This is a genomic window from Leptotrichia sp. HMT-225, from assembly GCF_030644325.1.
Classification (GTDB): domain Bacteria; phylum Fusobacteriota; class Fusobacteriia; order Fusobacteriales; family Leptotrichiaceae; genus Leptotrichia; species Leptotrichia massiliensis.
In genome coordinates, this window is sequence record NZ_CP130323.1 from 2,236,420 (window position 1) to 2,259,844 (window position 23,425).

Below are 23,425 nucleotides of genomic sequence, written 5' to 3' on the forward strand. Positions count from 1 at the left end.
ACGGAGGTGTTATGAAAAAATTTTTTTTGTTAATTTTTACATTTATTTTTATTTTTAGCTGTAATAACAGTTCTGATTTAAAAGAAACACAATCTGATAAAATAACTGAAGAAGAAAAGGTAAAATTTGAAAAACTTCAGAATATGTCGCCATCTTTAGGGGTATTAAAAACTATTAATCCGTATGATGATGTATTCTCTGAATATGATTACAAATATAGCATGTATTTTAGGATAAAAAGAGGCGAAAAAGAAGAGTTTTTTATTCCTTCAGAAATAAATATACGAGAACTTGTGGAAAAATACCCAGTAACTCCAATGGAAAAAAAATATTTTGAAATAAAGAAGTTTTTAAAGAATATGATTCAAAATAATAGTATTCTAGAAGATTTTGAAAAACCATTAAATGAATATTTTGAGTATTCTGAAAAGAAAATTTCAAAAATGAAAGAAATTGAGAATTATTATAAAAGCAATGAATATAAGAAAGATAATTTTCAAAAAGGCAGAATTTTAGATAAAGAATACGAAGAAATTCTTATGTCATACAGTTATTATGACAGTAGTCTTGTATCAGAATTTCAAAATTTAGAGTCCTTATCTGCAAAATATTTACTAAATAATTTAAAAAATAACGGACAAACTGCCGCATATAATATTTTCCGAATAAAATTCATTATTTCTCTAATTAATAAAAAACTTTATGATGATGAGTTTGCAGATGAAAAAAATGATAACTTAATAAATCAACTGGAAATACTGGGAAAAGATTTTAAATTAGCAGTATCTCAAGCCGAGAAAATAAAAGATTCAGAAATTAAAGATGAAAATATGGATATTGATAAATATAAAAGTTATGTAAAAGAAGCAAAAAAATCCATAAAAAATTTTTATAAAGGATTAAAAAACTTAAAAAATAGCAATCCAAATTCAGAGGAGGATGAATTTATTATTTTTGAAGATGAAAAATATAATAATTTACAGTTTTATAAATATAATGAGGAAAATGAGAAAATGAAAATATTTTATCAATAGTAAATTAAAAAATATTATACTCTTTACCATTTTTTTTAATACATTTTTGTAACAAATGTTTGACATCTATACAAAAAGCAAAAAGAACATATTCCAGTCCTACTAGACATTATAGAGATAACATTATGTTAAGTGGCACAACAGTATCGTTAGATTTTGGGTATGCTCTTAAACATGAATAATAACAAATTTTGAAAGGAAAAAAATAAAAATGAACAACTTTGAAGAAAAATTAAATAAATATGCAGAAGTAATTGTAAAAATTGGAGCAAATGTACAAAAAGGACAAAAAGTTTGGGTAAACTGTACAACTGATGCTTTGCCATTAGTCTATAAGGTTACAGAATTAGCTTATCAAGCGGGAGCAAGTGATGTTCACGTAAAATTGACAGATGATAAATTATCAAGACTTCATGCTGAATATCAATCGAAAGAAGTCTATTCACACATCCCACAATGGGCAATTGACGAAAGAAATGATTATCTTGACAATAATGTCGTATTTATCCACATTTTAAGCAGTTCTCCAAATTTATTTGCTGGAATTGATGCTGAAAAACTGGGAGCATTGACAAAAAATGCAGGAGAAGCCTATAAACATTACCGAACTTGCATTATGACAGATGTAAATTCTTGGACAATTGCAAGCTATCCTTCGGCAGATTGGGCAAGACTTGTATTCCCAGATGAAGCAAATACTGACATTGCACAGGAAAAACTGCTTGATGCAATATTAAAGACTGTAAGAGTTGATAAAACTGATCCGGTTAAGGCTTGGGAAGAACATAGACAAAATTTGACTGAAAAAGCTGAATTTTTAAACAATAAAAACTTTGTAGCACTTCATTATACTTCAAAAGGTACTGACTTGACAGTAGGACTTCCCAAAAATCACATTTGGGTAGCGGCTGGAAGTAAAAATGCGAAAGGGGCGGATTTCTTGCCAAATATGCCGACAGAAGAAGTATTTACAGCTGGAGATAGAGACCGTGTAGATGGTTATGTTTCAAATAAAAAACCGCTTTCTTATCAAGGAAATATCATCGATAACTTTAAATTGTCTTTTAAGGATGGAAAAGTTGTGGATTTTGAAGCGGAGCAAGGATATGAGATTTTGAAGCAGCTGCTTGATACTGATGAAGGTTCGAGAAGAATTGGAGAAGTTGCCCTTGTGCCAAATGATTCCCCTATTTCTAACTCTGGGCTTCTTTATTACCAGACATTGTTTGATGAAAACGCCTCAAATCATCTGGCATTGGGTGCAGCATACCCAACTACCCTAAAAGATGGGACAAAAATGACTGAAGAAGAACTTGAAAAAGCTCATATTAATCAGTCTATTTCCCACGTTGACTTTATGATTGGTGATGCGGAAATGGATATTGATGGAATTTTGGAAGATGGGACAAGAGTTCCTGTATTTAGAAAAGGAAATTGGGCATTTTAGAAATATATTCGAACCATTTAAAATTGAACTACTAAAAATTATATAAATTTAAAGTTTGAGTAAAATAGTTATAGCTTTTGAGTTAAGTTTCTAAAGAACTTTTACTATAATTTAAAATTAACTGTCTTAAATTAAGACAGTTTTTTAATTAAAAAAAACAAACACAAAAGAAAAACAGCAAACCTTTTTGATTTACTGTTTAATAAATTTTTATTGAATTTTTTTCATATTAATCTACTTTATAATTTTATTTATGAATTATTCAGTAATCTTTACATGAATATCCATTATACGTTCCTACTAAAAGAATCTAATTTTGTGAAACTAATACCAGATACATTAATAGTTTTTCAATAACATACTTAGTACTTTAATATTTATTTCTTCATAATTAAATAGTTTATAGGCTAGTAAAATTATAATAAAATTACTTTAATAACACCTTCTTTTTCATATTTACTTTTTAAATCCTAAGCAAACCCATCCGATTAAACTTATCTTTTAATCTGTAATAGGAAGTATAAAATAAGGAAACACTGTCTGTATAAATTGTAATAACAAAAATTACAATTTTAAATAATTTATAACAATCATAAAAATAATAATCACAAAAAAGAAAAACAATACTTTTTTAGTAATATTTATAAAAAACTTCAATAAAAAAAACAATATAATTATTCCTATTATTATTTTCAATTCCATTTTCGACTCCCCTTTTTATAAAATTAATCTTTTTATTTCTTTATTACATCTATTATTTCTGGCATTGATTTTAAGTTATTTGCCAATCTATCAAAATCATCTCGGCTTCTAATGGTTATTCTTAGATGTATAAAAATTCGTTTGTTCCCATTTTCTTTAAAGTTATTCGTATTTACAGTTATTAGATTCATTTTATATTCATTTAAAATTCGAATAATATCCAACAATAATCCATTTCTATCTGAGGCTTTTATCGTGAAATTAAATTCGTATGTACTGTTGGATGAAATTGCAGATTCATCCCAATAAACATCAACTTCTCTTTCTGGCTCTTTTTTCATAAGAGAAATAAAATTATCGCAGTCAACACGATGGATTGCGATTCCACGTCCACGTGTCACATAGCCACGTATTTCATCGCCAGGAAGAGGACTGCAGCATTTTGCAAAACGGTACATTGTATTTTCTGTCCCAGAAATTTTTACTCCGCCTTGATTTCGTTCCTTCTGACGATGCCCTTTTTCAGTTTCCTCCTCAAGCACCTTTTCTAATGCTTTTTCCTCTTTTACCTCAAATTTATTCATAAAGCCATCAAGTGATAAATCTCCAGTTCCAAATCTGTAAAATAATGTTTTATTATCTCCAATGTTATATTTTTTCATATAAAGAAAAACACGCTCGTCTTCCAGCATATCCTTTAATTTAAGTCCAAGTCGATCAAATTCTTTTTCTAAAATCTGTTCCCCTTCCTTTGATTTTTCTTCAAATTCCTTGTCCTTGAACCATTTTCGGATTTTCACACGGGAACTGTGGTTGTTTACCATTTCAATCCAGTCTTTTCCGGGTCCTTTCATATTTTTAGAAGTTATAACTTCAACTTTATCTCCAGTTTTTAATACATGATTAAGCTGAACAATCTTTCCATCCACTTTTGCTCCAATCGTTCTGTATCCAATTTGCGTATGTACTTGAAATGCAAAATCAAGTGCAGTGGAATTTCGTGGCATTTCCACAATATCGTCCTTTGGTGTAAATACAAATATCGTTTGTTTTAAAACATCTCCTGTAACTTCCTGTGCAAATTCGATTTTTTTTTCATTTTCCTTTTTATTTTGAACAGAATCTTTCAATTTTTTTACATCTGCATAAAATTTTTCATTTTTGGATTTCGATTTTTTTTCTTTATATTTCCAGTGTGCTGCAACCCCTTCTTCTGCTATTTCGTGCATTTCTTGAGTTCTAATTTGAATTTCCACATTCTGTTTATTAGGCCCTTTCACTGTTGTGTGAATTGACTGATAGCCATTTGGCTTTGGCTGTGCAACATAATCTTTGAATCTATCAAAAACAGGTATAAATAAATCGTGAATTATTCCCAGCACATTGTAACATTCATTCTTTTTCTCAACAATAATTCTTATTGCGATTAAATCATACAAATCCATAAATCTTTTTTGCTTCTCATTCATTTTCCGATAAATGCTGTACAAATGCTTTGGACGCCCTGTAACTTCACCCTTTATATTATTTTTTTTGAGTTCTATTTTTATTTTTTCAATAAATTTTGCTGTATATTCTTCCCTCTCGCGTCTTTTTGTATTTACAAGTTCCTTAATTTCGTAATAATCATTTGGATATAAAAACCTAAAACTTATGTCCTCCAGTTCCCATTTTATCCTAGCCATCCCTATTCTGTGAGCAATTGGTGCATAAATTTCAATTGTTTCCTTTGATTTTTCCTGCTGCTTTTCAGGTTTCATGTACTTTAACGTTCGCATATTGTGAAGCCTGTCTGCCAGTTTTATAATTACAACCCGAATGTCCTCTGACATTGCAATTACCATTTTTCTTTTATTTTCCAATTTTTTGCTGTCAGTTCTCGGTAAATTCCTAAGTTTTGTAACCCCATCCACCAACTTTTTCACATCTTTTCCAAAATTATCCTCAATATCCTCCAAAACTATAAGAGTATCCTCAACCACATCGTGCAAAAGCCCAGCTACAATAGTATCTGTATCCATTTTCATATCAGCCAGTATTTCCGCAACTTCGACAGGATGTAAAATATAATCCTCCCCGCTTTTTCTCCTTTGTCCTATATGTGACTCATACGCAAGTATATAAGCATTTTCAATTTTATTCATGTCCACATCCAGCCTGTTCTCTTTAATCCTGTCAGTCAGCTGTTTAAGCAATTCATCATAGCTCTTATTCACAATTGCAGGTACTTTGGTATCCACTATATCATCATCCGTCATCTTCCATTCATTTTTCGGCACTTTCTTTTCATCCATCTCGTATCCCATCCTCCCAGTATCAAATAAAACCTTCTCTGCATTATTCTATTCAATCACTTTTTCTTAAAATTATTTTACTATACATTTTAAAAAAAATCTATTATAAAGTGTGAATATTGTTAATTATTTTTGCTTTGAGCAACTAAATTATTAAAATTTATTAATATTTATTATATTTTATATTAAGCCCTATTAGAAACTAGAAATATTTACTATGTAAACGTAAAATAGTATTAATTATTGTAAACAGCTGGTAATACAAAAAAGCCAAATTTTTACATCTGGCTTTTTTTCAAATATATAAAAATTTATGATGTATAAAAAACTACTTAAAACTAGATAATATGTTAAAAACTTTCTAATAAATTAGAAAATTTCCACTTCAGATTTATCAAATATTTTTTTATAACTTTCTAAAAAATCTTTTTTATCTTTTTCACAAATAAATGTATCAAAATCAGATAAATTACTAAATTTATAATTTCCTAAAATCCCCAATTTTCTGTATTCAGTTGCTAAAAATATTTTTTTTGAAATATTCATTATTTCTTTTTTTGTATTTCCGTCGTTTGCTTCAAAATTCATCACTTTTCCAGCTTCTAAATCTATTCCTGCACTTCCAACAAAGGCTTTATCCACGTTGTATTTTTTTATGTAATTAATTGCTTCTATTCCAACATTTCCACCAATTTCCTTGTTGTATTCACCACCTATCATAATTATGCTGATTTTTGAATTTTTATTAAAATGTGTTGTTATGCTAGGCATATTTGTGATAAGGGTTATCTCTTTTTGAGAGTTTGCAAGATATTCTGCTGCAATATAGTTTATGCTTGTAATATCAAAAAATACTGTTTCCCCGCTTTGAATATTTTCTATTATTTTTCTTGCTATAATTTCCTTTGGCTTTGTTCTATTTATAACTCTTTCTTCAAGAGTACTTGAATGTGCAAGTTCTTTTAGCAAGATTGCACCTCCATGGGTTCTTTTGAGTTTCCCTTCCTGCTCCAACCTTTTTAAATTTTTTCTTATAATAACTTCCGAAACATCAAATTTTTCTGCCAAATCAGTAACTTTTACTTTTTTTTCATTTTTTAAAATTTCAAGTATTTTTTCTAGTCTTTCATCCAAAAACATATAAGTTCTCCAATACTTTTTTATAGTTACCTAAATTATACCAAAATTCATTTAATATTTCAAAATTTTATAACAAATCAAGCAATGTTTTTTCTCCATAAACTTTTTCCCAGTCTGAATTAAATGTATCCATACTCCAGTCTGTGTAAGGATGATAAATTAATTTTTCAAAAACGTCTGGAGCTACTGTTACAGATTTTGACCCAGCCAGAATAGTTTCGTGAACTTGTCTTACATTCTTAAACGAAGCTCCTAATATTTTAGGTTCAAAGATTCTTTTGTACCGTGCCAGTTTTTCCTCATCAGTCTTTTTAGTCATTTCAAGAATTTTATAGGCATCTTTTACAATTTCAATTCCATTTTCACCAATGTTGTCAGAACGGTTAATATACGGTGCCATATATTCTGCCCCTGCTTCTGCTGCCATAATTATCTGCTGTGGTGATAAAATACCTGTTGCAGTTATTTTATGACCATCTTTTGATAAAATCTTCATAGCTTTTATTCCTTCAGGCGTTACAGGAATTTTTGTATAAAAATTTTCTCCAAAAGTATCACGCAAAAGCTGTACTTCTTTTACTATTATTTCAGCTGTACTTCCCACAGCCTGTGCATGCACAATCTTATCTTTTCCAATAATATCAAAAATATCGTTTATAATCTCTTTAAAATGTCTTTTTTCCTTTGCAATAATAGTAGGATTTGTAGTTACACCTGCTATCGGAAAAATATCACTGATTTTTTTTATACTTTCCAAATTTGCCGTATCAATAAAATATTGCATTTTTATCATCCTTCCTTTTATTTTTTTATATTAAATAATTCCACATTTTAATTAGTTTCGTTTTATTTCGATATAATTTTAATACATAATTTAAGAAAAGTCAATGCTTTTTTTCAACTTTTCTAAAAATTTGATTGAATAGTTACTTTTTTTATGTTACATTTATTACAAAAAAAAACAATCATAATACGAAAAAACAACTACAAAAGCTCGTTCAAATTGAACTGGCTTTTTCTATTTTTATTTACATATATTTTAGTTTATTTTCCTAATCATTCTACAAATTGATACTATATCAAAATCGTATATAATATAATTTTTATTCTATTTCAATTTATATTTTCTTCTGATATCTTAAATTAAAAATAACTTCAAAACTAACAAATCTATTTCTTATTTATAAATTAAATTAACTTTCACATTTTATATAAATTTTTTTATAAAACTATTGACAAATTTTCAAAAATAGGGTAAAATCGAAATATAAAGAAACAAAATGAAACTTCAGAAACAATTTTTAAAAGAAAAGAGGTGTAGAGGGTGTGAAAGCTTTGGTCACAGATATTGAAAGAGGAGCTACATTTGACGGACCAGGAATTAGAACTGTTGTTTATTTTAAAGGGTGTCCGCTTAGATGCCTGTGGTGTTCTAACCCTGAAACCCAAAAAATTGAAAACCAATTTTACTGGGATTCAAGAAAATGTACAAAATGTGGAGATTGTACAAAGGTAGAAAACAGTTCCATCACTATAAATAAAGATAACTTCTGGAATTATAACCGTTTTTTATGTGAAGATTTTGATACTCCCTGCCGTGTATGTCCAGTTGCTGGTGCATTAAAAAAAGTTGCACAGGATATGACAGTTGAAGATGTATTTAAAATTGTGATGAAGGATGAAAAATTTTATAGAAACTCTGGAGGAGGAGTTACATTAAGTGGTGGAGAAATACTTGTAAATGCAGCATTTGCAACAAAATTATTTGAAAGATTAAAAGAAGAATATATAGATACTGCTATTGAAACAACTGGTTTTGGAAGTTACAGGGAACTTGAAACTCTTGCAAAATTAACTGATACAGTATTATTTGACATTAAACATATGGACAGTGAAAAGCATAAACAGTATACTTCTGTTACAAATGGGCTAATTTTGGAAAATCTTACAAAACTTTCAAAATGGCATAAAAAGATTATTATGAGATTTCCCTTTATAAAAGGAATAAACGATGATGAGAAGAATATTCACGAAACAGCAAAATTTTTGAAAAAATTAAATTTACTGGAAGTAAATATACTGCCTTATCATACAATGGGACTTGAAAAATATAGAAAATTGAGAATGCCATATCCGATGAAAACACTTGAAAAACATACACAGGAAGAACTCGATAATGCTTTACAAATAATGAAAAGTTATGGATTAAAGGCAAAACTGAATGGATAAAAAATTTAAATAAATAATAAAATTTGGAGGATAAGATAATGAGAGAATTTGTTTTAAAAAGTGAAAGAGTAAAAAAATTAAGAGAATCGGCTTTATCAAAATTTCCTGGTGTCAGTGTCGAAAGAGGAAGACTTTTGACAAAAGCATACAAAGAACATGAAGGAAAATCAAAATACATTGTTCGTGCTTATGCAGTTAAAGAAATTTTAGAAAACATGACAATATACATAAAAGATGGAGAACTTATTGTAGGAAATCAATCTGTTGATGAAAGAACAGCACCTCTTTTTCCAGAATATGCAGTGGATTGGATTGTTGATGAAATTAAGGAAAAAGGAAACTTTGACCATAGAGATGGAGATAAATTCAGAATTCCTGAAGAAGAAATTCCTGAACTTTTGGAAATATGTGAATGGTGGCGTGGAAAAACATTAAAAGATAGAGCGCACGCTCAGATGCCACAGGAAATAAAAGAAGCTGGAATCGCAAAAATTATTCACGGTGAAGGAAATATGACTTCTGGTGACGGACATATTGTACCTGATTTTAAAAAGGTTTTGACAAAAGGACTAAAAGGTGTAATTGAAGAAGCTAAGGCTTCTATGGAAAAAGTAGACATTACAGTTTATGGCGGGTACAATAAAATTGATTTCTTAAAGGCTGTAGAAATTGTGGCACAGGCAACTATTGACTTTGCTCATAGATTTGCAAATTTGGCAAAGGAACTTGCTGAAAAGGAAACTGATTCTCAAAGAAAAGAAGAATTACTTCAAATTCAGAAAAACTGTCTAAACGTACCTGAAAATCCTGCTCAGACATTTTGGGAAGGAGTACAGGCAATCTGGTTTATTCATTTAGTAATTCAGATTGAAAGCAACGGACATTCAGCTTCTCTTGGAAGAGTGGATCAATATTTGTATCCACTTTACAAAAAAGATGTACTGGAAGGCGATTTAGACAGAGAATTTGCAAAAGAAATGCTGCAATGTCTATGGGTAAAACTTTACTCTGTAATAAAAGTCCGTTCAACTTCGCATTCTGGTTATGGGGCAGGTTATCCAACTTATCAAAATGTTACAATAGGAGGATCAACTCCAAGCGGAAAAGATTCTACAAATGAATTAAGCTATCTGATTTTAGAAAGTGTCGGAGAAAACAAGCTTACACAACCAAATTTATCTGCAAGATTTCATATAAATTCTCCAGAAAAATTCATCAGAAAATGTGCAGAAGTGGCTGCAACAGGTTATGGAATGCCTGCAATGCATACAGATGAAATAATAGTTCCCGCATTGTTAAACAAAGGCGTAAAAATTGAAGATGCCTACAATTATTCAATGGTTGGATGTGTAGAAGTGGCTGTTCCTGGAAAATGGGGATATAGATGTACAGGAATGACTTTCTTAAACTTTGTAAAAGCAACTGAACTTGTGTTAAATGACGGTTATGATTCTAGAACTGGACTTCAATTATTAAAAGCAGGGAAACTGACTGACTATGAAACTTATGAGGATTTATGGGAAGCATGGAAAAAATATATGAAACACTATACAAAACTGTCTGTTGCGCTTGACGCATTGTCTGATACGCATTTAGAAGATTTCCCTGATATTTTATTATCAAGTCTTGTTGATGACTGTATTGGAAGAGGACTTTCAGCAAAAGAGGGTGGAGCTGTTTATGACATTATTTCAGGACTTCAAGTTGGAATTGCAAATGCCGCAAATTCTCTTTATGCACTAAAAACTACTGTTTTTGATAATCAAATCCTAACAAAAGAAGAAGTTTACAATGCACTACAAACAAATTATGAAGGTGAAAATGGGGAAAGAATCAGAAAAATATTGTTAGAAGTGCCTAAATACGGTAATGATATTGATGAAGTGGATGAATTTGCTACAAACATCTACTGGACATACATTGATGAAATTCAAAAATACCATAATACAAGATACGGAAGAGGACCAATAAACGGCGGTTATGGAGTTTCAACATCTGGAATTTCTTCAAATGTGCCAATGGGAACGGTGAGCGGTGCAACTCCAGACGGAAGATACGCTTATACTCCTGCAGCAGAAGGAGGTTCTCCAACTCAGGGAACTGACACAAATGGTCCTACAGCAGTATTAAATTCTGTAAATAAATTGCCAACTCTGATGATTACAGGTGGACAGTTATTAAATCAAAAATATTCTCCTGAACTGGTAAATACTCCAGAACAGTTTGAAAAATTTGTAAATGTAATAAAATCATTTATAAGTTCAAAAGGATGGCATATTCAATTTAACATTATTTCAGGAAAAACATTAAAGCAAGCACAAGTTGAACCTGAAAAACATAGAGATATAATAGTAAGAGTTGCTGGATACTGTGCTCAATTTGTTACACTTGACAGAACTACACAAAATGATATTATTTCGAGAACTGAACAAAGAATATAAATATGTATCTTTTTAGATAATTTTTATAGATAAGTTTTCTCTTTATACAAGAAGCTAGCAATTTTGGCTTCTTGTATTTTTTTATTTTTTATAAGGAAATTAAATTCATATTTTTTAGGTATTTACTGATATATTTGATAATTTTAAAAGAGGCATCAGCCTCTCAATTAAATACATTCTATTCCTATTTTTTCATACTCTTTCAGTATCTCTGTCGAGACACTCTTATCTGATATAATTGTTGTAACATCTACCATATCACATACTTTATAGGGCATTATTACATTAAATTTATTTGGTATAATTAACGTCACAACTCTACTTGAAGACTTTATAAACTGACGTTTTACACTGACTTCCTTTTCATAAGGGCTTGTTATTCCCATAACTGGATGAATTGCATAGGCTCCCATAAAACAAATATCTGGATAATATTCCTTTATCTGCTCCACCGCCAAATCTCCCACATTGGTCATAATTTTTTGAAACAAATTCCCTCCAACCATTATTATTTCTATATTTTTATGATTAGAAAGTTCACTTGCTATAGTAAGGCTGTTTGTAATTACCGTTAATGATAAATTTACAGGAATTGCCCTTGCAAGCTGCAAATTTGTAGTACTTCCGTCTATTGCCACTAATTGGCCATCTTTTAGAAGTTTTACTCCTTTCAATGCCAGTTCATATTTTAATTCAGGCTCAAAATTTTCCCTTTCTGTGTAGTTCAAAGCATATCTGTTTAAAGGCAATGCTCCTCCAAAAACTCTTTTTAACAGTCCCTTCGAATCCATTTCAGCGAGATCTCTTCTTATCGTATCTTCAGAAACTGACAAATCAATCGCAAGTTCTCCAACTACAACTTTACCTTTGTTATTAAGTTTCATTAAAATTATATCTTGTCTTTCATTTTTCAGCATTTTATCATATCCAATCTTTATGTTATTTTTTATTCTATCGAATATTAGAAAATTTTTCAAGAAAAACTTTTTATAAATTTTAATTAATATCCACTAAAATTATTACGGACTACAATTCAATAATGTATAAAAAACCTCTATATTATTATAGAGGTTTATTGTACTGATTATTTTTTAGTTATAAATATAACAGTTTCTTCTCCAGCTTCCACATTTCCAGCTTTTTCAACTTTTATACCATATTTTGCCTTGTCTACATTTAAGAAAGTTACAGGTGAAACTAACGAAATTCCTGCTTTTGTTATCGCATTTCTATCTAATGTACCAATTTTTTCGCCTTTTTTAACTGTATCTCCTATTTTCTTGAATAATTTTATGCCTTCACCGTTTAATCCAGATGTTCCAAGTCCAACATGTATCAAAATATTATGTCCAAATTTATCCTGTATAATAAAGGCATGTTCTGTTGTATAAACATTTACTATTGTTCCGTCAGTTGGAGCGATTATTTCATCACCTTCAATTTCTATCGCAAAACCATCTCCAAGAACTTTTGTATTAAAAATTTTGTCACTAATGTTTTCAATATCATAGATTTTACCTTTATATGGGGCAATTATCTGATTTATTGCCTCTAACGATTCATAATTTTCATTTATGCTATCTTCACTCAAGTTCAATACATTCAAATCTATATTTCTTCCTGGTTTTTCTTGGGCAAATGAAGCTTCCATACCGTGTTCTTTTATTTTTTCAATATATTCTGTCAAATTACTTTTAATAACTGATACAGTAGGTCCGTATACAACTTGAATTCCACTGCCTTTTTTGATAACTCCCATTGCTCCTGTACGCTTTAATGCCGCTTCATTTACTAAATCCATATTATTTACACGCATTCTCAGTCTAGTTGCACAGCACGTAACATCACCAAAATTATCGAGTCCTCCAAGCCCATCTATAATTGCCTGTGAAACTGTATCTTCTGCTACTGCCCCTTGTTTTCGGCTGTCTCTCATAGTATTGTAATCATCTTTTGTATATAATTTTGTATCTTCATCATCGTCTTCTCTTCCTGGAGTTTTCAAGTTCCATTTTTGTATAACAAATTTAAAGAAAAAATAATAAAGTACAAAATATATTACAAATATCGGCAATAATCTAACCCAGTGTGTTTTTGAACTTCCCGGCAAAATTCCATATAATGTGAAGTCTATTAATCCACATGAAAACGTTGTTCCTATCGCTATATCAAGTATTCTCATAAGTGCAAATGAAATTCCCGCAAAAATACAATGAACAACAAATACAAAAGGTGCTACGAATAAGAATGTAAATTCAATAGGCTCCGTAATCCCTGTAAGAAAACTTGTTAAAGCTGCTGAAAGTAACAATCCTCCAACTATTTTCTTTTTATTTGGTTTTGCACAATGGTACATTGCAAGAGCTGCTCCTGGAAGTCCACCCATCATAAATGAATATTTTCCTGTCATAAATTTAGCCGCATCTATACTAAAACGTGTAGTATTTGGCGATACTAATTCTGCAAAGAATATGTTCTGTGCTCCCGAAACCATTGTTCCGTCTATCATTGCACTTCCACCCAGTCCTGTTTGCCAGAATGGAATGTACCAGATGTGATGAAGTCCAAAAGGTATCAATATTCTTTCCATAAATCCAAAAATAAATATTCCAATGTCCCCCGAACCTGTTACAACTCTTCCAATTGAGAATATTCCCTGTTGAATAACTGGCCAAATCGCAAAGGAAATAAATCCTACAACAATATAAGCAAACGTACATATAATCGGCACAAATCTAACTCCTGAAAAAAATGATATTGCCGCAGGAAGTTTTGTCTTATAAAATCTATTATGCAAAAATGCAACTCCAAGTCCTACTACAATTCCTCCAAACACTCCCATCTCAAGCGTTTGTATACCAAGCACGGAACTTATCGCACCATCCAGCACTTTTTCAGAAACAGTCCCGTCAGGTAAAATTTTTCCGCTAAATACCAATAACGTTTTAATAGTTGTATGCATTATTATAAATGAAAGTCCAGAAGAGAGCACTGCAACCCCTTTTTCCTTTTTCGCCATTCCCAATGCCACTGCCATCGCAAATATCAAAGGCAAATTAGCAAATACTGCAAGTCCAACGTTATTCATTACAGTAAGAACATAATTCATAGGTGTCCCTTGTGCGAGCAATCCATCTAAATGATAAAATGCTATTGTCTTAGGATTTGTAAATGAGGCACCTAAACCCAACAATAATCCAGCAACTGGTAAAATCGAAACTGGCAGGAAGAACGCTCTTCCTATTGTCTGCAATGTAAGAAAAATCTGATTTTCTTTCTTGTTCTTGTTCATAACATCCTCCAAATAAAATTATAATATTAAATTTTTCAAACTGCTCTAAAATTTATATAATTTCTATATTTTGTGCCACACTATTAAAATTTTTTATCTATTTTAAAGCAGTTATCTATTATTTTCAACTATTTTTATTTTCTAACTAAACATTATTTTTAGTTTCAATTAGTTTCACATAATTCCTTTTTAATATTATAACTTTAATTTTCACAAAGTCAAGCATTTTTTTGCATTTTTTCGCATATAATTTATGAAAATCTCAAAATTTTTTTATTTTTTTATTAATTTATGCTGTTTTTTGCCTTTTTTCTAATTACCTAAAAAATAAACACCTTTATTTTAGGAATATATATTTTTAGTATATTTTTTTAAATTTCAAAAAATTTATGTGCATTTTTTTAAAATCAGGTTATAATATAATGATATCATTTTAAAACTAAATTCAAAAGTTATGAACACATCATACAAAATTCTATTTTAATGAGTTGAATATAGTTTTTTGAATAAAAAAGAAAGGATGGTTATTTATGAAAAAAGTGGCAGTGTATTTATTTTTAATGGTGAGTATAGTTTCGTTTGGAAATATAAAAGATCCGTTTACAGATAGGAAATTTGACTACACTTTTAAAAATGTTCCAGAAATATTTCCAGGAGACTTTCGGTGCAGGTTTATTATAAAACAGGTATTACTTCGTTCATTTCACGAAGACAATAAACATACAAAAATGATAGATACATTTAATTCTTCATTAAGTACTTACGGAAGAATAATACAGGAAGAGGGATTATTCGTGAATGAAAAAAATCCTATAGACGTTACGACAAAATATTATTCCAAATACTGCACAGTTCCAAAAAAGGAATGGCTAAATGATTTTGGATCTCCATCATTAAATAAATATTTTGATTTAATAAGAGAAAATTATTTAGATAAATAAATTATAATAAAACTACTTTAAAACTGAATTTAAAAGTTATCATTTACTCGATCCCTAAGTTTGTTTAATTTTTACCGATTCAATTTTCAAGAAGTTTGAATATACTTAAAAATATTAAATTATTCTTGATTTTTTTAAAAGTCAGGATATAATCATATTGAAAAATAAAAAATTTTGAGGAGGAAACATGAAAAAATTAATTTTATTAGGACTCGCTGCAGCTATAAGCATATCAGCTATGGGAGCAACTAGAAAAAAAACTGCTTCAAAAAGCAAACTTTCTGCTAAAACATTGGAGCTGAATTTAATACACGTTAATGATCACCATTCACATCTTGAAGAAGAAAAAATGGACTTAATTCTTAATGGGAAAAAAGTTACTGTCAACGTTGGTGGAATGCCAAGAATGATTCAAAGAATCGTAGATTTAAAAAAATCTAGTAAAAATAACCTAGTATTGCACGCAGGAGATGCTCTTTCTGGAACATTGTATTACACTTTATTTAAAGGAAAAGCTGATGCGGCACTTATGAATGTAGGACATTTTGATTTATTTGCTTTGGGAAATCATGAATTTGACGATGGTAATGCTGTCTTAAAAAACTTTCTCGATGAATTAAAAATACCAGTAGTTTCAGCGAATGTTGTTCCTGATAAAGGAAGCATATTGGAGGGAAAATGGACTCCTTATGTAATTAAAAAAATAGATGGACAAGATGTGGCCATTGTAGGATTAGACGTAGTAGGAAAAACCGTCGAATCTTCAAGTCCAGGAAAAGATATAAAATTCCATGATGAAGTTGAAACAGCTAAAAAAATGGTAGCAGAACTCCAAGCCAAAGGACTTAATAAGATAATTTTCTTATCACATGCAGGATACGAAAAAAATCTTGAAATCGCTGAAAAAGTTTCTGGAATAGATGTTATTATTACGGGAGACACTCACTATCTATTGGGAGAAAGTTATACAGAATATGGATTAAAACCTGTTGCAGAATATCCTAAAAAAATAATCTCTCCAGCAGGAGAACCTGTATATGTTGCAGAAGCATGGAGCTACTCTCATCTGGTAGGAAATATGAAGGTTAAATTTAATGATAAAGGTGTAATAACTGAACTAAAAGCAGAGCCTACAATAGTTATTGGTGATAGCTCATTTGAAGTTAAAAATGATAAAGGCGAAAAAAGCGAACTTCAAGGAAAAGAAAGAGAAGATATTATCAAATATGTAAACAGCCGTAAAGATATAAAATTTGTAAAAGAAGATCCAACTGCACAGAAAGTTCTTGAAAGATATAAAAAGGAAAAGAACGAGCTTGGTAAAAAGGAAATAGGAAATATAACACAGGAAATCCCTGGTGGATCAGCAAACAGAATTCCTAATGATAAAAATCCTGAGGGATCTTTAGCTACAACACTTGTATCTGAAACAGTTCTACATATGCTTAAAAATATGGGAACAGGTAATATTGATATGGTAATAATGAATTCAGGAGGAACAAGAATATCTTTAACTCCAGGAAAAATTTCTTATGATGATGCCTATACATTACTTCCGTTTACTTCTAATACAATCTATATTCTGAAAATGAATGGTGCAGAAATAAAACAAGTAATCGAAGATGCATTGAATTTTGCCCTTGACGGAGGATCTTCAGGAGCATTCCCTTATGGAGCTGCAATAAGATTTGAAGCAACTAAGGTAGGAACTTTGGGAACAAGAGTTAAAAAAGTGGAAGTACTTGATGCAAAAACAAATAAATGGGTTCCAATTGATGCAGGAAAAACTTATACTGTAGGAACAAATTCATATGTTGCGGCAGGAAAAGACGGATATACAACTTTTGGTAAAATTACTTCAACTCCTGGAAGAGAAGGTGTAAATACACATTTAGGTGTTGAAACAGCATTTATAAACTATGTTAAAGAGAAAAAATCAGTTGGAAGACCTGAATCTTCAAATGTAAAATTTAAATATTAAAAAAATAGAGACTGTCTCAAAATTTTTTTGAAATAGTCTCTTTCTTATTTTTTAAAATCAAACTCAAAAATTATCATATTTTTTCCAATCATAATAACTTTGATTCAAGCTGTAAGCATGAAATCCATTATCATTCAAAAATTTGGAAGCAAGATTTGCATAAGCACAGTTTCGCCCTCTACAGTAAACAATTATTTCCTTGTTTTTAGGTAATTTTTTCAGATTTTTCTCAAGATTTTTCATTGGAATATTTATTGCGTTTTCTATATGGCTTGAATTAAATTCATCTTCTGGACGTAAATCTATTATTAAAGTTTCTTTATTTTTTACCATTTCGTAAGCCTGCTCCAAAGTAATCGGACGGATTTTCATACAACTATCATTAAATTCATTGTGTATCCGCTGAATATCTGCCAGTTGCTGTTCTCCTACCCCAATCAGAAGATACACCAAGTCAATTATTTGTGTATTTGCGATTTCATAAACAACATAATTCCCCTTTTTTTCGCTAATAACTAAGTTTCCATCCTTTAAAATTTGTAAATGTCTTGAAGTGTTTGCAATGCTCATCCCTGTTTCATTTGAAATACTTTCCACAGTTTTTGCCCCTTGAACTAATAAATCCAGTATTTCGATTCTTTTTTCACTGGACAGGCATTTTCCTATTTTTGACAATCCTGAATATAGGCTATTTTTATAATTTTGACATATTTTATCCATTTAATTCAGCTCCTTTTTGCTTTCTTTATTTATACTAAATCTCTTTAAAACCAAACTTAAAAATTATTATTTTGATCTACAAATTCACTTAACCTTGACTAGATAGATATTAAATTTTGATATATTTTCAAAATTTTATAATAAAAGTATTGACAATTTATTTTAAATATGATACTATTCAATTACTTGATTGAATAGTTGATTTTCTAAAAACAGTATAACACAATTTTTTTAAAAAATAAACTATAAAATTATAAAACTTAACAAAATGATTTTAAGAAAGAGGTTGATGTAAAATGGCATTAAATTTAAATAAAGATAATTTTGATCAAAGTATTTCAAGTGGAGTAGCTCTAGTAGATTTCTGGGCAGAATGGTGTGGACCTTGTAAAATGCAACTTCCTATTATTGAAGAATTTTCAAACGAAATGGAAGGAAAAGCTACAATTGGAAAAGTAAATGTAGATGAAGAATTGGAATTAGCACAATCTTTTGGAATCCAAAGTATTCCTACATTAATCTTATTCAAAGATGGAAAACCTGTTAAAAAATTAGTTGGATTACACTCAAAAGAATCACTTTATGAAGAAGTAAACCAAGTATTATAAAACCAAAAATACGTTATTTAAAGATATATTTATTTATAGAAGAAGTCTAGCGATTGTTTTTTCAATTTTGCTAGACTTTAATATTAAAAAAGAAACTTTGTGATTATGATCTCTTAATCATAATTTATAAAAAAATCACTAAAAAAGGAATGATGAAAAATATGTATGATTCAGTAATTATAGGTTCAGGTCCAGCAGGACTGACAGCCGCAATTTATTTAAGCCGTGCAGGATTAAAAAATATAATAATAAATGGAATGGAACCAGGTGGACAATTGACAACCACAACAGAAGTTGAAAATTTTCCTGGATTTCCACAAGGAATTTCAGGTCCACAGCTAATAGAAGACATAAAGGCTCAATCAAAAAATTTTGGAACTGAATTTCTACAGGCAGTTGTAAAAGATATTGAAAATGTAGAAAATAATGGTAAGAAAACATTTAAATTACATTTGGATAACGGAAATATCATAGAAGCAAAAACAGTAATTTTATCAACAGGGGCAAGTGCAAAATACCTTGGAATTGAAAATGAAAAAGAAAATATAGGAAAAGGTGTTAGTGCATGTGCCACTTGTGATGGATTTTTCTATCGTGGAAAAGATGTTGTTGTAATTGGCGGTGGAGATACTGCGATGGAAGAAGCTGTCTTTTTAACAAAATTTGCCAACAAAGTTACAGTTATTCACAGAAGAGATATGTTACGTGCCTCAGCAATTATGCAAAAAAGAGCAAAAGATAACAACAAAATTGAATGGAAACTAGACTACACTCCAAAAAAAGTACTGGCTGATGAAAAAGTTACAGGAATAGAGCTTATAAATAACAAAACAGGCGAAACTGAAACTTTAACAGCAGATGGAATTTTTGTAGCAATCGGAAGAACTCCAAATACAAAATTTCTTGAAGGTAAAGTAGAAATTGACGAAAGAGGCTATATTGTAACAAAAGGAAAATCTTCAAAAACAAGTACTTCTGGAATCTTTGCAGCAGGAGATGTTCAAGATGGCAGATACCAGCAAGCAATTATTGCGGCAGGAAGTGGAGCAATTGCAGGACTTGATGTAGAAGAATATTTAAGAGAAAATGATTTATAATTTTTAAACTCTAGAAAATAAATATTAAATAAAAAAGAATATGTACCGATAAACTGAATAATAAAGAATATGTACCAATAAACTGAATAATAAATATTACAAAGTTTATAGGTACATTTTTTATTATATATATTTTTTATTATATATATTTTTTACACAAATATTTATAAAATTTATTTTCTATTAGATATTTTGTTAAATTTGCCATGAAAAATACCATAAAAAGGTAAATTGTAAAATCAGTATAATTTTTAATCTCACCTAAAAATTTTTCAAATACAATATACAAGGGTCTATGAAGTACATATATTGAATAACTTAGTCCACCAAGATAAATAAAAAATTTATTTCTTAAAAATTTACTGAAAAAATAATTATCTAAATATAAAAATACAATCAAAGGAAGAAAAAATAAAGCAATAACAGTAGAATTATAAGGTATTAATTTATTATACGGTACAAATAATAAAAATAAAATATAAATTATTGTAAAAAATGAATAAATATTTCGCTTTTTTACATTTTTTATTTTATCGTAAAGTAACATACCAAGAGAAAAAGTACTAATATACATTAACGGATTATATTTTATAAATTCAAGTACTGTTCCACTATTGGAATTTTGTTGAAAAAGATAATTATAAAAATAATAAACATAAAAATTAATAATTAGGACAAACCATACGAAATACTTATTTTCGCGAAATTTTAGTAATGCAGGAAATAAAAGCAATAAAAAGGCTAAAACAGACAAATACCAAGCTGATGAATTATAACTTAGGGATCTATTAAATATCCAAGACTGTACTAAAAGAAGATTGTAGATAATTGTTCCCCGAAATTTTAAAGTTAATAAAAGTGACAAAAAATAAACTGGATAAAATTTAAAAAATCTTGTCCTATAAAATACTTTTGCATCAAAAAACTTAGTTGAATAAACGTATGTTAAAAAAAATCCTGAAAGCAAAAAAAAGAAAAATACCCAAGCAATTCCATATTCCATTAAAAAAGGCAATTTGGGTAAAGAAAATGAACTGTGTATCCCTAAATGATAATATAGAACTGACAATGCTCCAATAAATCTAAAAATCTCAAATTGACTGTATTTTTTCATAATTTTCTCCTTCCTGTTTTCAAAAATTGTATTTAAAAAATTTTATTTTGATTATATCACACTTTCCTAACAATTCAAAGGATTTTCAAAAATAATTTTTTTTGTTCTGAAATAGTATGACAAATATAAAAAAATATAGTATAATATAGTATGTTCAAACTTATTTAAAATTACACTAATAAAAATTAACCAAACTTAGGGATTGGTTAGAATAGTTATCACTTTTAAATTCAACTTAAAGTGATTTTACTAGATATAATAAGTTTAAGTTTAATATCCAAACTTTGAATAGTAAAATTTCAAATTTGGAAACAATAAAAAATAAATAATAAAAAATAGGAGGTTTGTTTTATGGAAAATATGGAATTTGAAGGTTTTGATAATATCGAAAATGATGATTCTGGTCGATTATATGAAATGGGTAAAAGCTACTACGACAGTGGCTCTGATATTTTAGCTGAAAAATATTTAAAAGAAGCAGCTAAAGGTGGAAATAGAAAGGCCTTTCTTATGCTTGCTGACATTTATCTGAAATATGATAAATTAAATTTGGCAGAAAAATATTTAAAAAAAATTGCTGATGGTGGAGATTTTGAACTTCAAGATAAACTTGGGACTGTTTATAAAAGAAAATCGAACTTTGAATTGGCAGAATATTATTACAAATTGGCAATAAATAATGGAAATCAGAGAGCTCAATACAATTTGGGAAATTTATATTATTTATATAAGAAGAAAAATCTAGCAATAGATTATTTAAAACCTATTGCTGATGAAAGAGATCAGGAGGCTCAAGTATTACTTTCCAAAATTTATTATGATAATGGACAAGTTGATTTGGCTGAAGAATATTTACACAAAGCTAAAGATAATGGGGAATCATATTATTTACTTGGAAAGCTTTATGGAGAAAAACAGGATATCGAAACTGCTGAAAGACATCTTAAAACAGCAGCAGATGATTTTGATAATAAAAAAGCACAGGAAGTACTTTCAAAACTTTATACCGACAAAAATAATATGACTCTTGCAAAACACTATTTAACATTGCTTGCAGATGAAAACCATTTGGAAGCCTTTGCACTGCTTGGAAATATATTTGCTGATGAAAAGAACTATAATCTTGCCTACACAAACTACGGACATTTTTTTGAAGGAAAAAAACGAGAAAATGCAAAAGTTGACATGAGAAAAATTGACGAAGCAAAACTTAAATTCAATTTTGGAAAATGTTGTATAAAACTTGGAAAATTCGATGTGGCTGAGCAAAACTTGAAAGGTAGCGAATATCTAAAAATTTCTGATAATGTAATTGAAGTTGCAAAACTTTACGAAGAAGCAGAACAGTTGAAATTGGCTATCCAATACTATAAATCAGCTTTACATCTATAATTTAAAAAAATAAAATAATTAATCTTAGGAGGAAAAATGGCAACTACAAAAACATCCATCGGTAATTTTGATTTTGAAAACTGCTTTATGAATGCAGCGGGAGTTTACTGCTACGACAGAAATGAATTGGAACAACTTATAAATTCACAGGCTGGAACATTTGTCACGAAAACTGCCACATTACAGTCCCGTCCTGGAAATCCAGAGCCTAGGTATCATGACACAGCTCTGGGAAGCATAAATTCAATGGGACTTCCAAATTTGGGATTTGATTACTATTTAGATTATTTACTGGAATTACAGAAAACACATCCTGACAGAACTTTCTTTTTCTCGCTTGTAGGAATGTCGACAGAAGACACTCACGCATTACTAAAAAAAGTTCAGGAAAGTGATTTTAAGGGAATAACAGAACTTAACCTGTCTTGTCCAAATGTGCCAGGAAAACCACAAATTGCCTATGATTTGGAAACTACTGAAAAGTTGCTGGCAGATATTTTTTCATATTTCAAAAAGCCGCTTGGAATAAAATTGCCTCCCTACTTTGATATTGTTCACTTCGATCAGGCAGCCGCAGTATTCAATAAATTTCCATTGACATTCATAAATTGTATAAACAGCGTTGGAAATGGACTTGTAATTGAAGATGAAAGTGTTGTAATAAAGCCTAAAAATGGATTTGGAGGAATTGGTGGAGAATATATAAAACCAACTGCCCTTGCTAATGTTCACGCCTTTTATCAAAGATTGAATCCTTCTATTAAAATTATTGGAACAGGCGGTGTTCTTACAGGACAAGATGCTTTTGAGCATATTTTATGTGGGGCGAGCATGGTTCAAATTGGTACAACTTTACACAAGGAAGGTCCTGTTGCTTTTGAGAGAATAACTAACGAATTAAAAGATATTATGGATAAAAAAGGATACAAAACTATTGAAGATTTTAGAGGAAAATTGAAATATTTATAATTTTTTTACAATAAATTTTTTTTA

General features: G+C 29.5%; 17 protein-coding genes. 10 read left to right on the top strand and 7 right to left on the bottom strand.

Features of this window, described 5'->3' with window-relative positions; all coding sequences use genetic code 11:
• The first annotated feature begins 11 nt into the window (after positions 1-11).
• Both QU666_RS10740 and QU666_RS10745 read left to right on the top strand, forming a co-directional pair.
• Complete coding sequence (locus QU666_RS10740; RefSeq protein ID WP_021768982.1) at positions 12-1,034, top strand: DUF3829 domain-containing protein; 1,023 nt, start codon at positions 12-14, stop codon at positions 1,032-1,034.
• A gap of 211 nt (positions 1,035-1,245) precedes the next feature.
• Complete coding sequence (locus tag QU666_RS10745) at positions 1,246-2,481, top strand: aminopeptidase (RefSeq protein ID WP_021768876.1); 1,236 nt, start codon at positions 1,246-1,248, stop codon at positions 2,479-2,481.
• 734 nt (positions 2,482-3,215) lie between these two features.
• Here QU666_RS10745 and QU666_RS10750 read toward each other — a convergent pair.
• From QU666_RS10750 to QU666_RS10760, 3 genes are all read right to left on the bottom strand, one after another.
• The gene (locus tag QU666_RS10750; RefSeq protein WP_021769869.1) at positions 3,216-5,489 is read right to left on the bottom strand and encodes a bifunctional (p)ppGpp synthetase/guanosine-3',5'-bis(diphosphate) 3'-pyrophosphohydrolase; all 2,274 of its coding nucleotides are present in this window, start codon (positions 5,487-5,489) and stop codon (positions 3,216-3,218) included.
• Between the two features lie 357 nt (positions 5,490-5,846).
• Positions 5,847-6,617 (bottom strand): DeoR/GlpR family DNA-binding transcription regulator, encoded by a 771-nt coding sequence (locus QU666_RS10755; RefSeq protein ID WP_021769868.1) that lies wholly within the window; start codon positions 6,615-6,617, stop codon positions 5,847-5,849.
• A 67-nt stretch (positions 6,618-6,684) separates the two neighbouring features.
• Positions 6,685-7,410 carry a transaldolase family protein gene (locus tag QU666_RS10760; protein WP_021769867.1) on the bottom strand — a complete coding sequence of 242 codons (726 nt, stop codon included), beginning with the start codon at positions 7,408-7,410 and terminating at the stop codon, positions 6,685-6,687.
• Between the two features lie 533 nt (positions 7,411-7,943).
• Here QU666_RS10760 and QU666_RS10765 point away from each other — a divergent pair.
• Together QU666_RS10765 and QU666_RS10770 are read left to right on the top strand one after the other, a co-directional pair.
• The gene (locus QU666_RS10765; RefSeq protein ID WP_021769866.1) at positions 7,944-8,846 is read left to right on the top strand and encodes a glycyl-radical enzyme activating protein; all 903 of its coding nucleotides are present in this window, start codon (positions 7,944-7,946) and stop codon (positions 8,844-8,846) included.
• A 38-nt stretch (positions 8,847-8,884) separates the two neighbouring features.
• Entirely contained in the window at positions 8,885-11,287 is a 2,403-nt protein-coding gene (locus tag QU666_RS10770; protein WP_021769865.1) for a glycyl radical protein, read from the top strand.
• 167 nt (positions 11,288-11,454) lie between these two features.
• On the opposite strand, the gene QU666_RS10775 is transcribed toward QU666_RS10770, so the two are convergent.
• Positions 11,455-12,204, bottom strand: a complete 750-nt coding sequence (locus tag QU666_RS10775) for a DeoR/GlpR family DNA-binding transcription regulator (RefSeq protein WP_036071562.1) — start codon at positions 12,202-12,204, stop codon at positions 11,455-11,457.
• A 167-nt stretch (positions 12,205-12,371) separates the two neighbouring features.
• Positions 12,372-14,579: a glucose PTS transporter subunit IIA gene (locus tag QU666_RS10780; RefSeq protein WP_036071559.1), complete on the bottom strand. Its 2,208-nt coding sequence runs from the start codon at positions 14,577-14,579 to the stop codon at positions 12,372-12,374.
• 530 nt (positions 14,580-15,109) lie between these two features.
• Here QU666_RS10780 and QU666_RS10785 point away from each other — a divergent pair.
• Both QU666_RS10785 and nadN read left to right on the top strand, forming a co-directional pair.
• Positions 15,110-15,520 (top strand): hypothetical protein, encoded by a 411-nt coding sequence (locus tag QU666_RS10785; protein WP_021769863.1) that lies wholly within the window; start codon positions 15,110-15,112, stop codon positions 15,518-15,520.
• A gap of 187 nt (positions 15,521-15,707) precedes the next feature.
• Complete coding sequence (gene nadN, locus QU666_RS10790; RefSeq protein ID WP_021769862.1) at positions 15,708-17,501, top strand: NAD nucleotidase; 1,794 nt, start codon at positions 15,708-15,710, stop codon at positions 17,499-17,501.
• 63 nt (positions 17,502-17,564) lie between these two features.
• Here the strand turns inward: nadN and QU666_RS10795 are convergent, their stop codons facing one another.
• Positions 17,565-18,221 carry a metalloregulator ArsR/SmtB family transcription factor gene (locus QU666_RS10795; protein WP_021769861.1) on the bottom strand — a complete coding sequence of 219 codons (657 nt, stop codon included), beginning with the start codon at positions 18,219-18,221 and terminating at the stop codon, positions 17,565-17,567.
• 296 nt (positions 18,222-18,517) lie between these two features.
• Between QU666_RS10795 and trxA the strand changes: the two genes are divergently transcribed.
• Both trxA and trxB read left to right on the top strand, forming a co-directional pair.
• Complete coding sequence (trxA, locus tag QU666_RS10800) at positions 18,518-18,829, top strand: thioredoxin (RefSeq protein WP_021769860.1); 312 nt, start codon at positions 18,518-18,520, stop codon at positions 18,827-18,829.
• A 149-nt stretch (positions 18,830-18,978) separates the two neighbouring features.
• Positions 18,979-19,926, top strand: a complete 948-nt coding sequence (gene trxB / locus QU666_RS10805) for a thioredoxin-disulfide reductase (RefSeq protein WP_021769859.1) — start codon at positions 18,979-18,981, stop codon at positions 19,924-19,926.
• 139 nt (positions 19,927-20,065) lie between these two features.
• On the opposite strand, the gene QU666_RS11795 is transcribed toward trxB, so the two are convergent.
• The gene (locus QU666_RS11795) at positions 20,066-21,040 is read right to left on the bottom strand and encodes an acyltransferase family protein (protein WP_370528900.1); all 975 of its coding nucleotides are present in this window, start codon (positions 21,038-21,040) and stop codon (positions 20,066-20,068) included.
• Positions 21,041-21,391: 351 nt separating this feature from the next.
• Between QU666_RS11795 and QU666_RS10810 the strand changes: the two genes are divergently transcribed.
• Both QU666_RS10810 and QU666_RS10815 read left to right on the top strand, forming a co-directional pair.
• Complete coding sequence (locus tag QU666_RS10810; RefSeq protein WP_021770126.1) at positions 21,392-22,432, top strand: lipopolysaccharide assembly protein LapB; 1,041 nt, start codon at positions 21,392-21,394, stop codon at positions 22,430-22,432.
• Positions 22,433-22,468: 36 nt separating this feature from the next.
• Entirely contained in the window at positions 22,469-23,401 is a 933-nt protein-coding gene (locus QU666_RS10815) for a dihydroorotate oxidase (RefSeq protein ID WP_021770127.1), read from the top strand.
• The last annotated feature ends 24 nt before the right edge of the window (positions 23,402-23,425 follow it).

What these genes read in the sequence shown, in the direction of transcription:
- QU666_RS10760 (WP_021769867.1), bottom strand. Translation starts at nt 7,410, where the DNA reads ATGATAAAAATGCAATATTTTATTGATACGGCAAATTTGGAAAGTATA.
- QU666_RS10745 (WP_021768876.1), top strand. Translation starts at nt 1,246, where the DNA reads ATGAACAACTTTGAAGAAAAATTAAATAAATATGCAGAAGTAATTGTA.
- QU666_RS11795 (WP_370528900.1), bottom strand. Translation starts at nt 21,040, where the DNA reads ATGAAAAAATACAGTCAATTTGAGATTTTTAGATTTATTGGAGCATTG.
- QU666_RS10815 (WP_021770127.1), top strand. Translation starts at nt 22,469, where the DNA reads ATGGCAACTACAAAAACATCCATCGGTAATTTTGATTTTGAAAACTGC.
- QU666_RS10770 (WP_021769865.1), top strand. Translation starts at nt 8,885, where the DNA reads ATGAGAGAATTTGTTTTAAAAAGTGAAAGAGTAAAAAAATTAAGAGAA.
- QU666_RS10810 (WP_021770126.1), top strand. Translation starts at nt 21,392, where the DNA reads ATGGAAAATATGGAATTTGAAGGTTTTGATAATATCGAAAATGATGAT.
- QU666_RS10750 (WP_021769869.1), bottom strand. Translation starts at nt 5,489, where the DNA reads ATGGGATACGAGATGGATGAAAAGAAAGTGCCGAAAAATGAATGGAAG.
- QU666_RS10755 (WP_021769868.1), bottom strand. Translation starts at nt 6,617, where the DNA reads ATGTTTTTGGATGAAAGACTAGAAAAAATACTTGAAATTTTAAAAAAT.
- trxA (WP_021769860.1), top strand. Translation starts at nt 18,518, where the DNA reads ATGGCATTAAATTTAAATAAAGATAATTTTGATCAAAGTATTTCAAGT.
- trxB (WP_021769859.1), top strand. Translation starts at nt 18,979, where the DNA reads ATGATGAAAAATATGTATGATTCAGTAATTATAGGTTCAGGTCCAGCA.
- QU666_RS10785 (WP_021769863.1), top strand. Translation starts at nt 15,110, where the DNA reads ATGAAAAAAGTGGCAGTGTATTTATTTTTAATGGTGAGTATAGTTTCG.
- nadN (WP_021769862.1), top strand. Translation starts at nt 15,708, where the DNA reads ATGAAAAAATTAATTTTATTAGGACTCGCTGCAGCTATAAGCATATCA.
- QU666_RS10780 (WP_036071559.1), bottom strand. Translation starts at nt 14,579, where the DNA reads ATGAACAAGAACAAGAAAGAAAATCAGATTTTTCTTACATTGCAGACA.
- QU666_RS10775 (WP_036071562.1), bottom strand. Translation starts at nt 12,204, where the DNA reads ATGCTGAAAAATGAAAGACAAGATATAATTTTAATGAAACTTAATAAC.
- QU666_RS10740 (WP_021768982.1), top strand. Translation starts at nt 12, where the DNA reads ATGAAAAAATTTTTTTTGTTAATTTTTACATTTATTTTTATTTTTAGC.
- QU666_RS10795 (WP_021769861.1), bottom strand. Translation starts at nt 18,221, where the DNA reads ATGGATAAAATATGTCAAAATTATAAAAATAGCCTATATTCAGGATTG.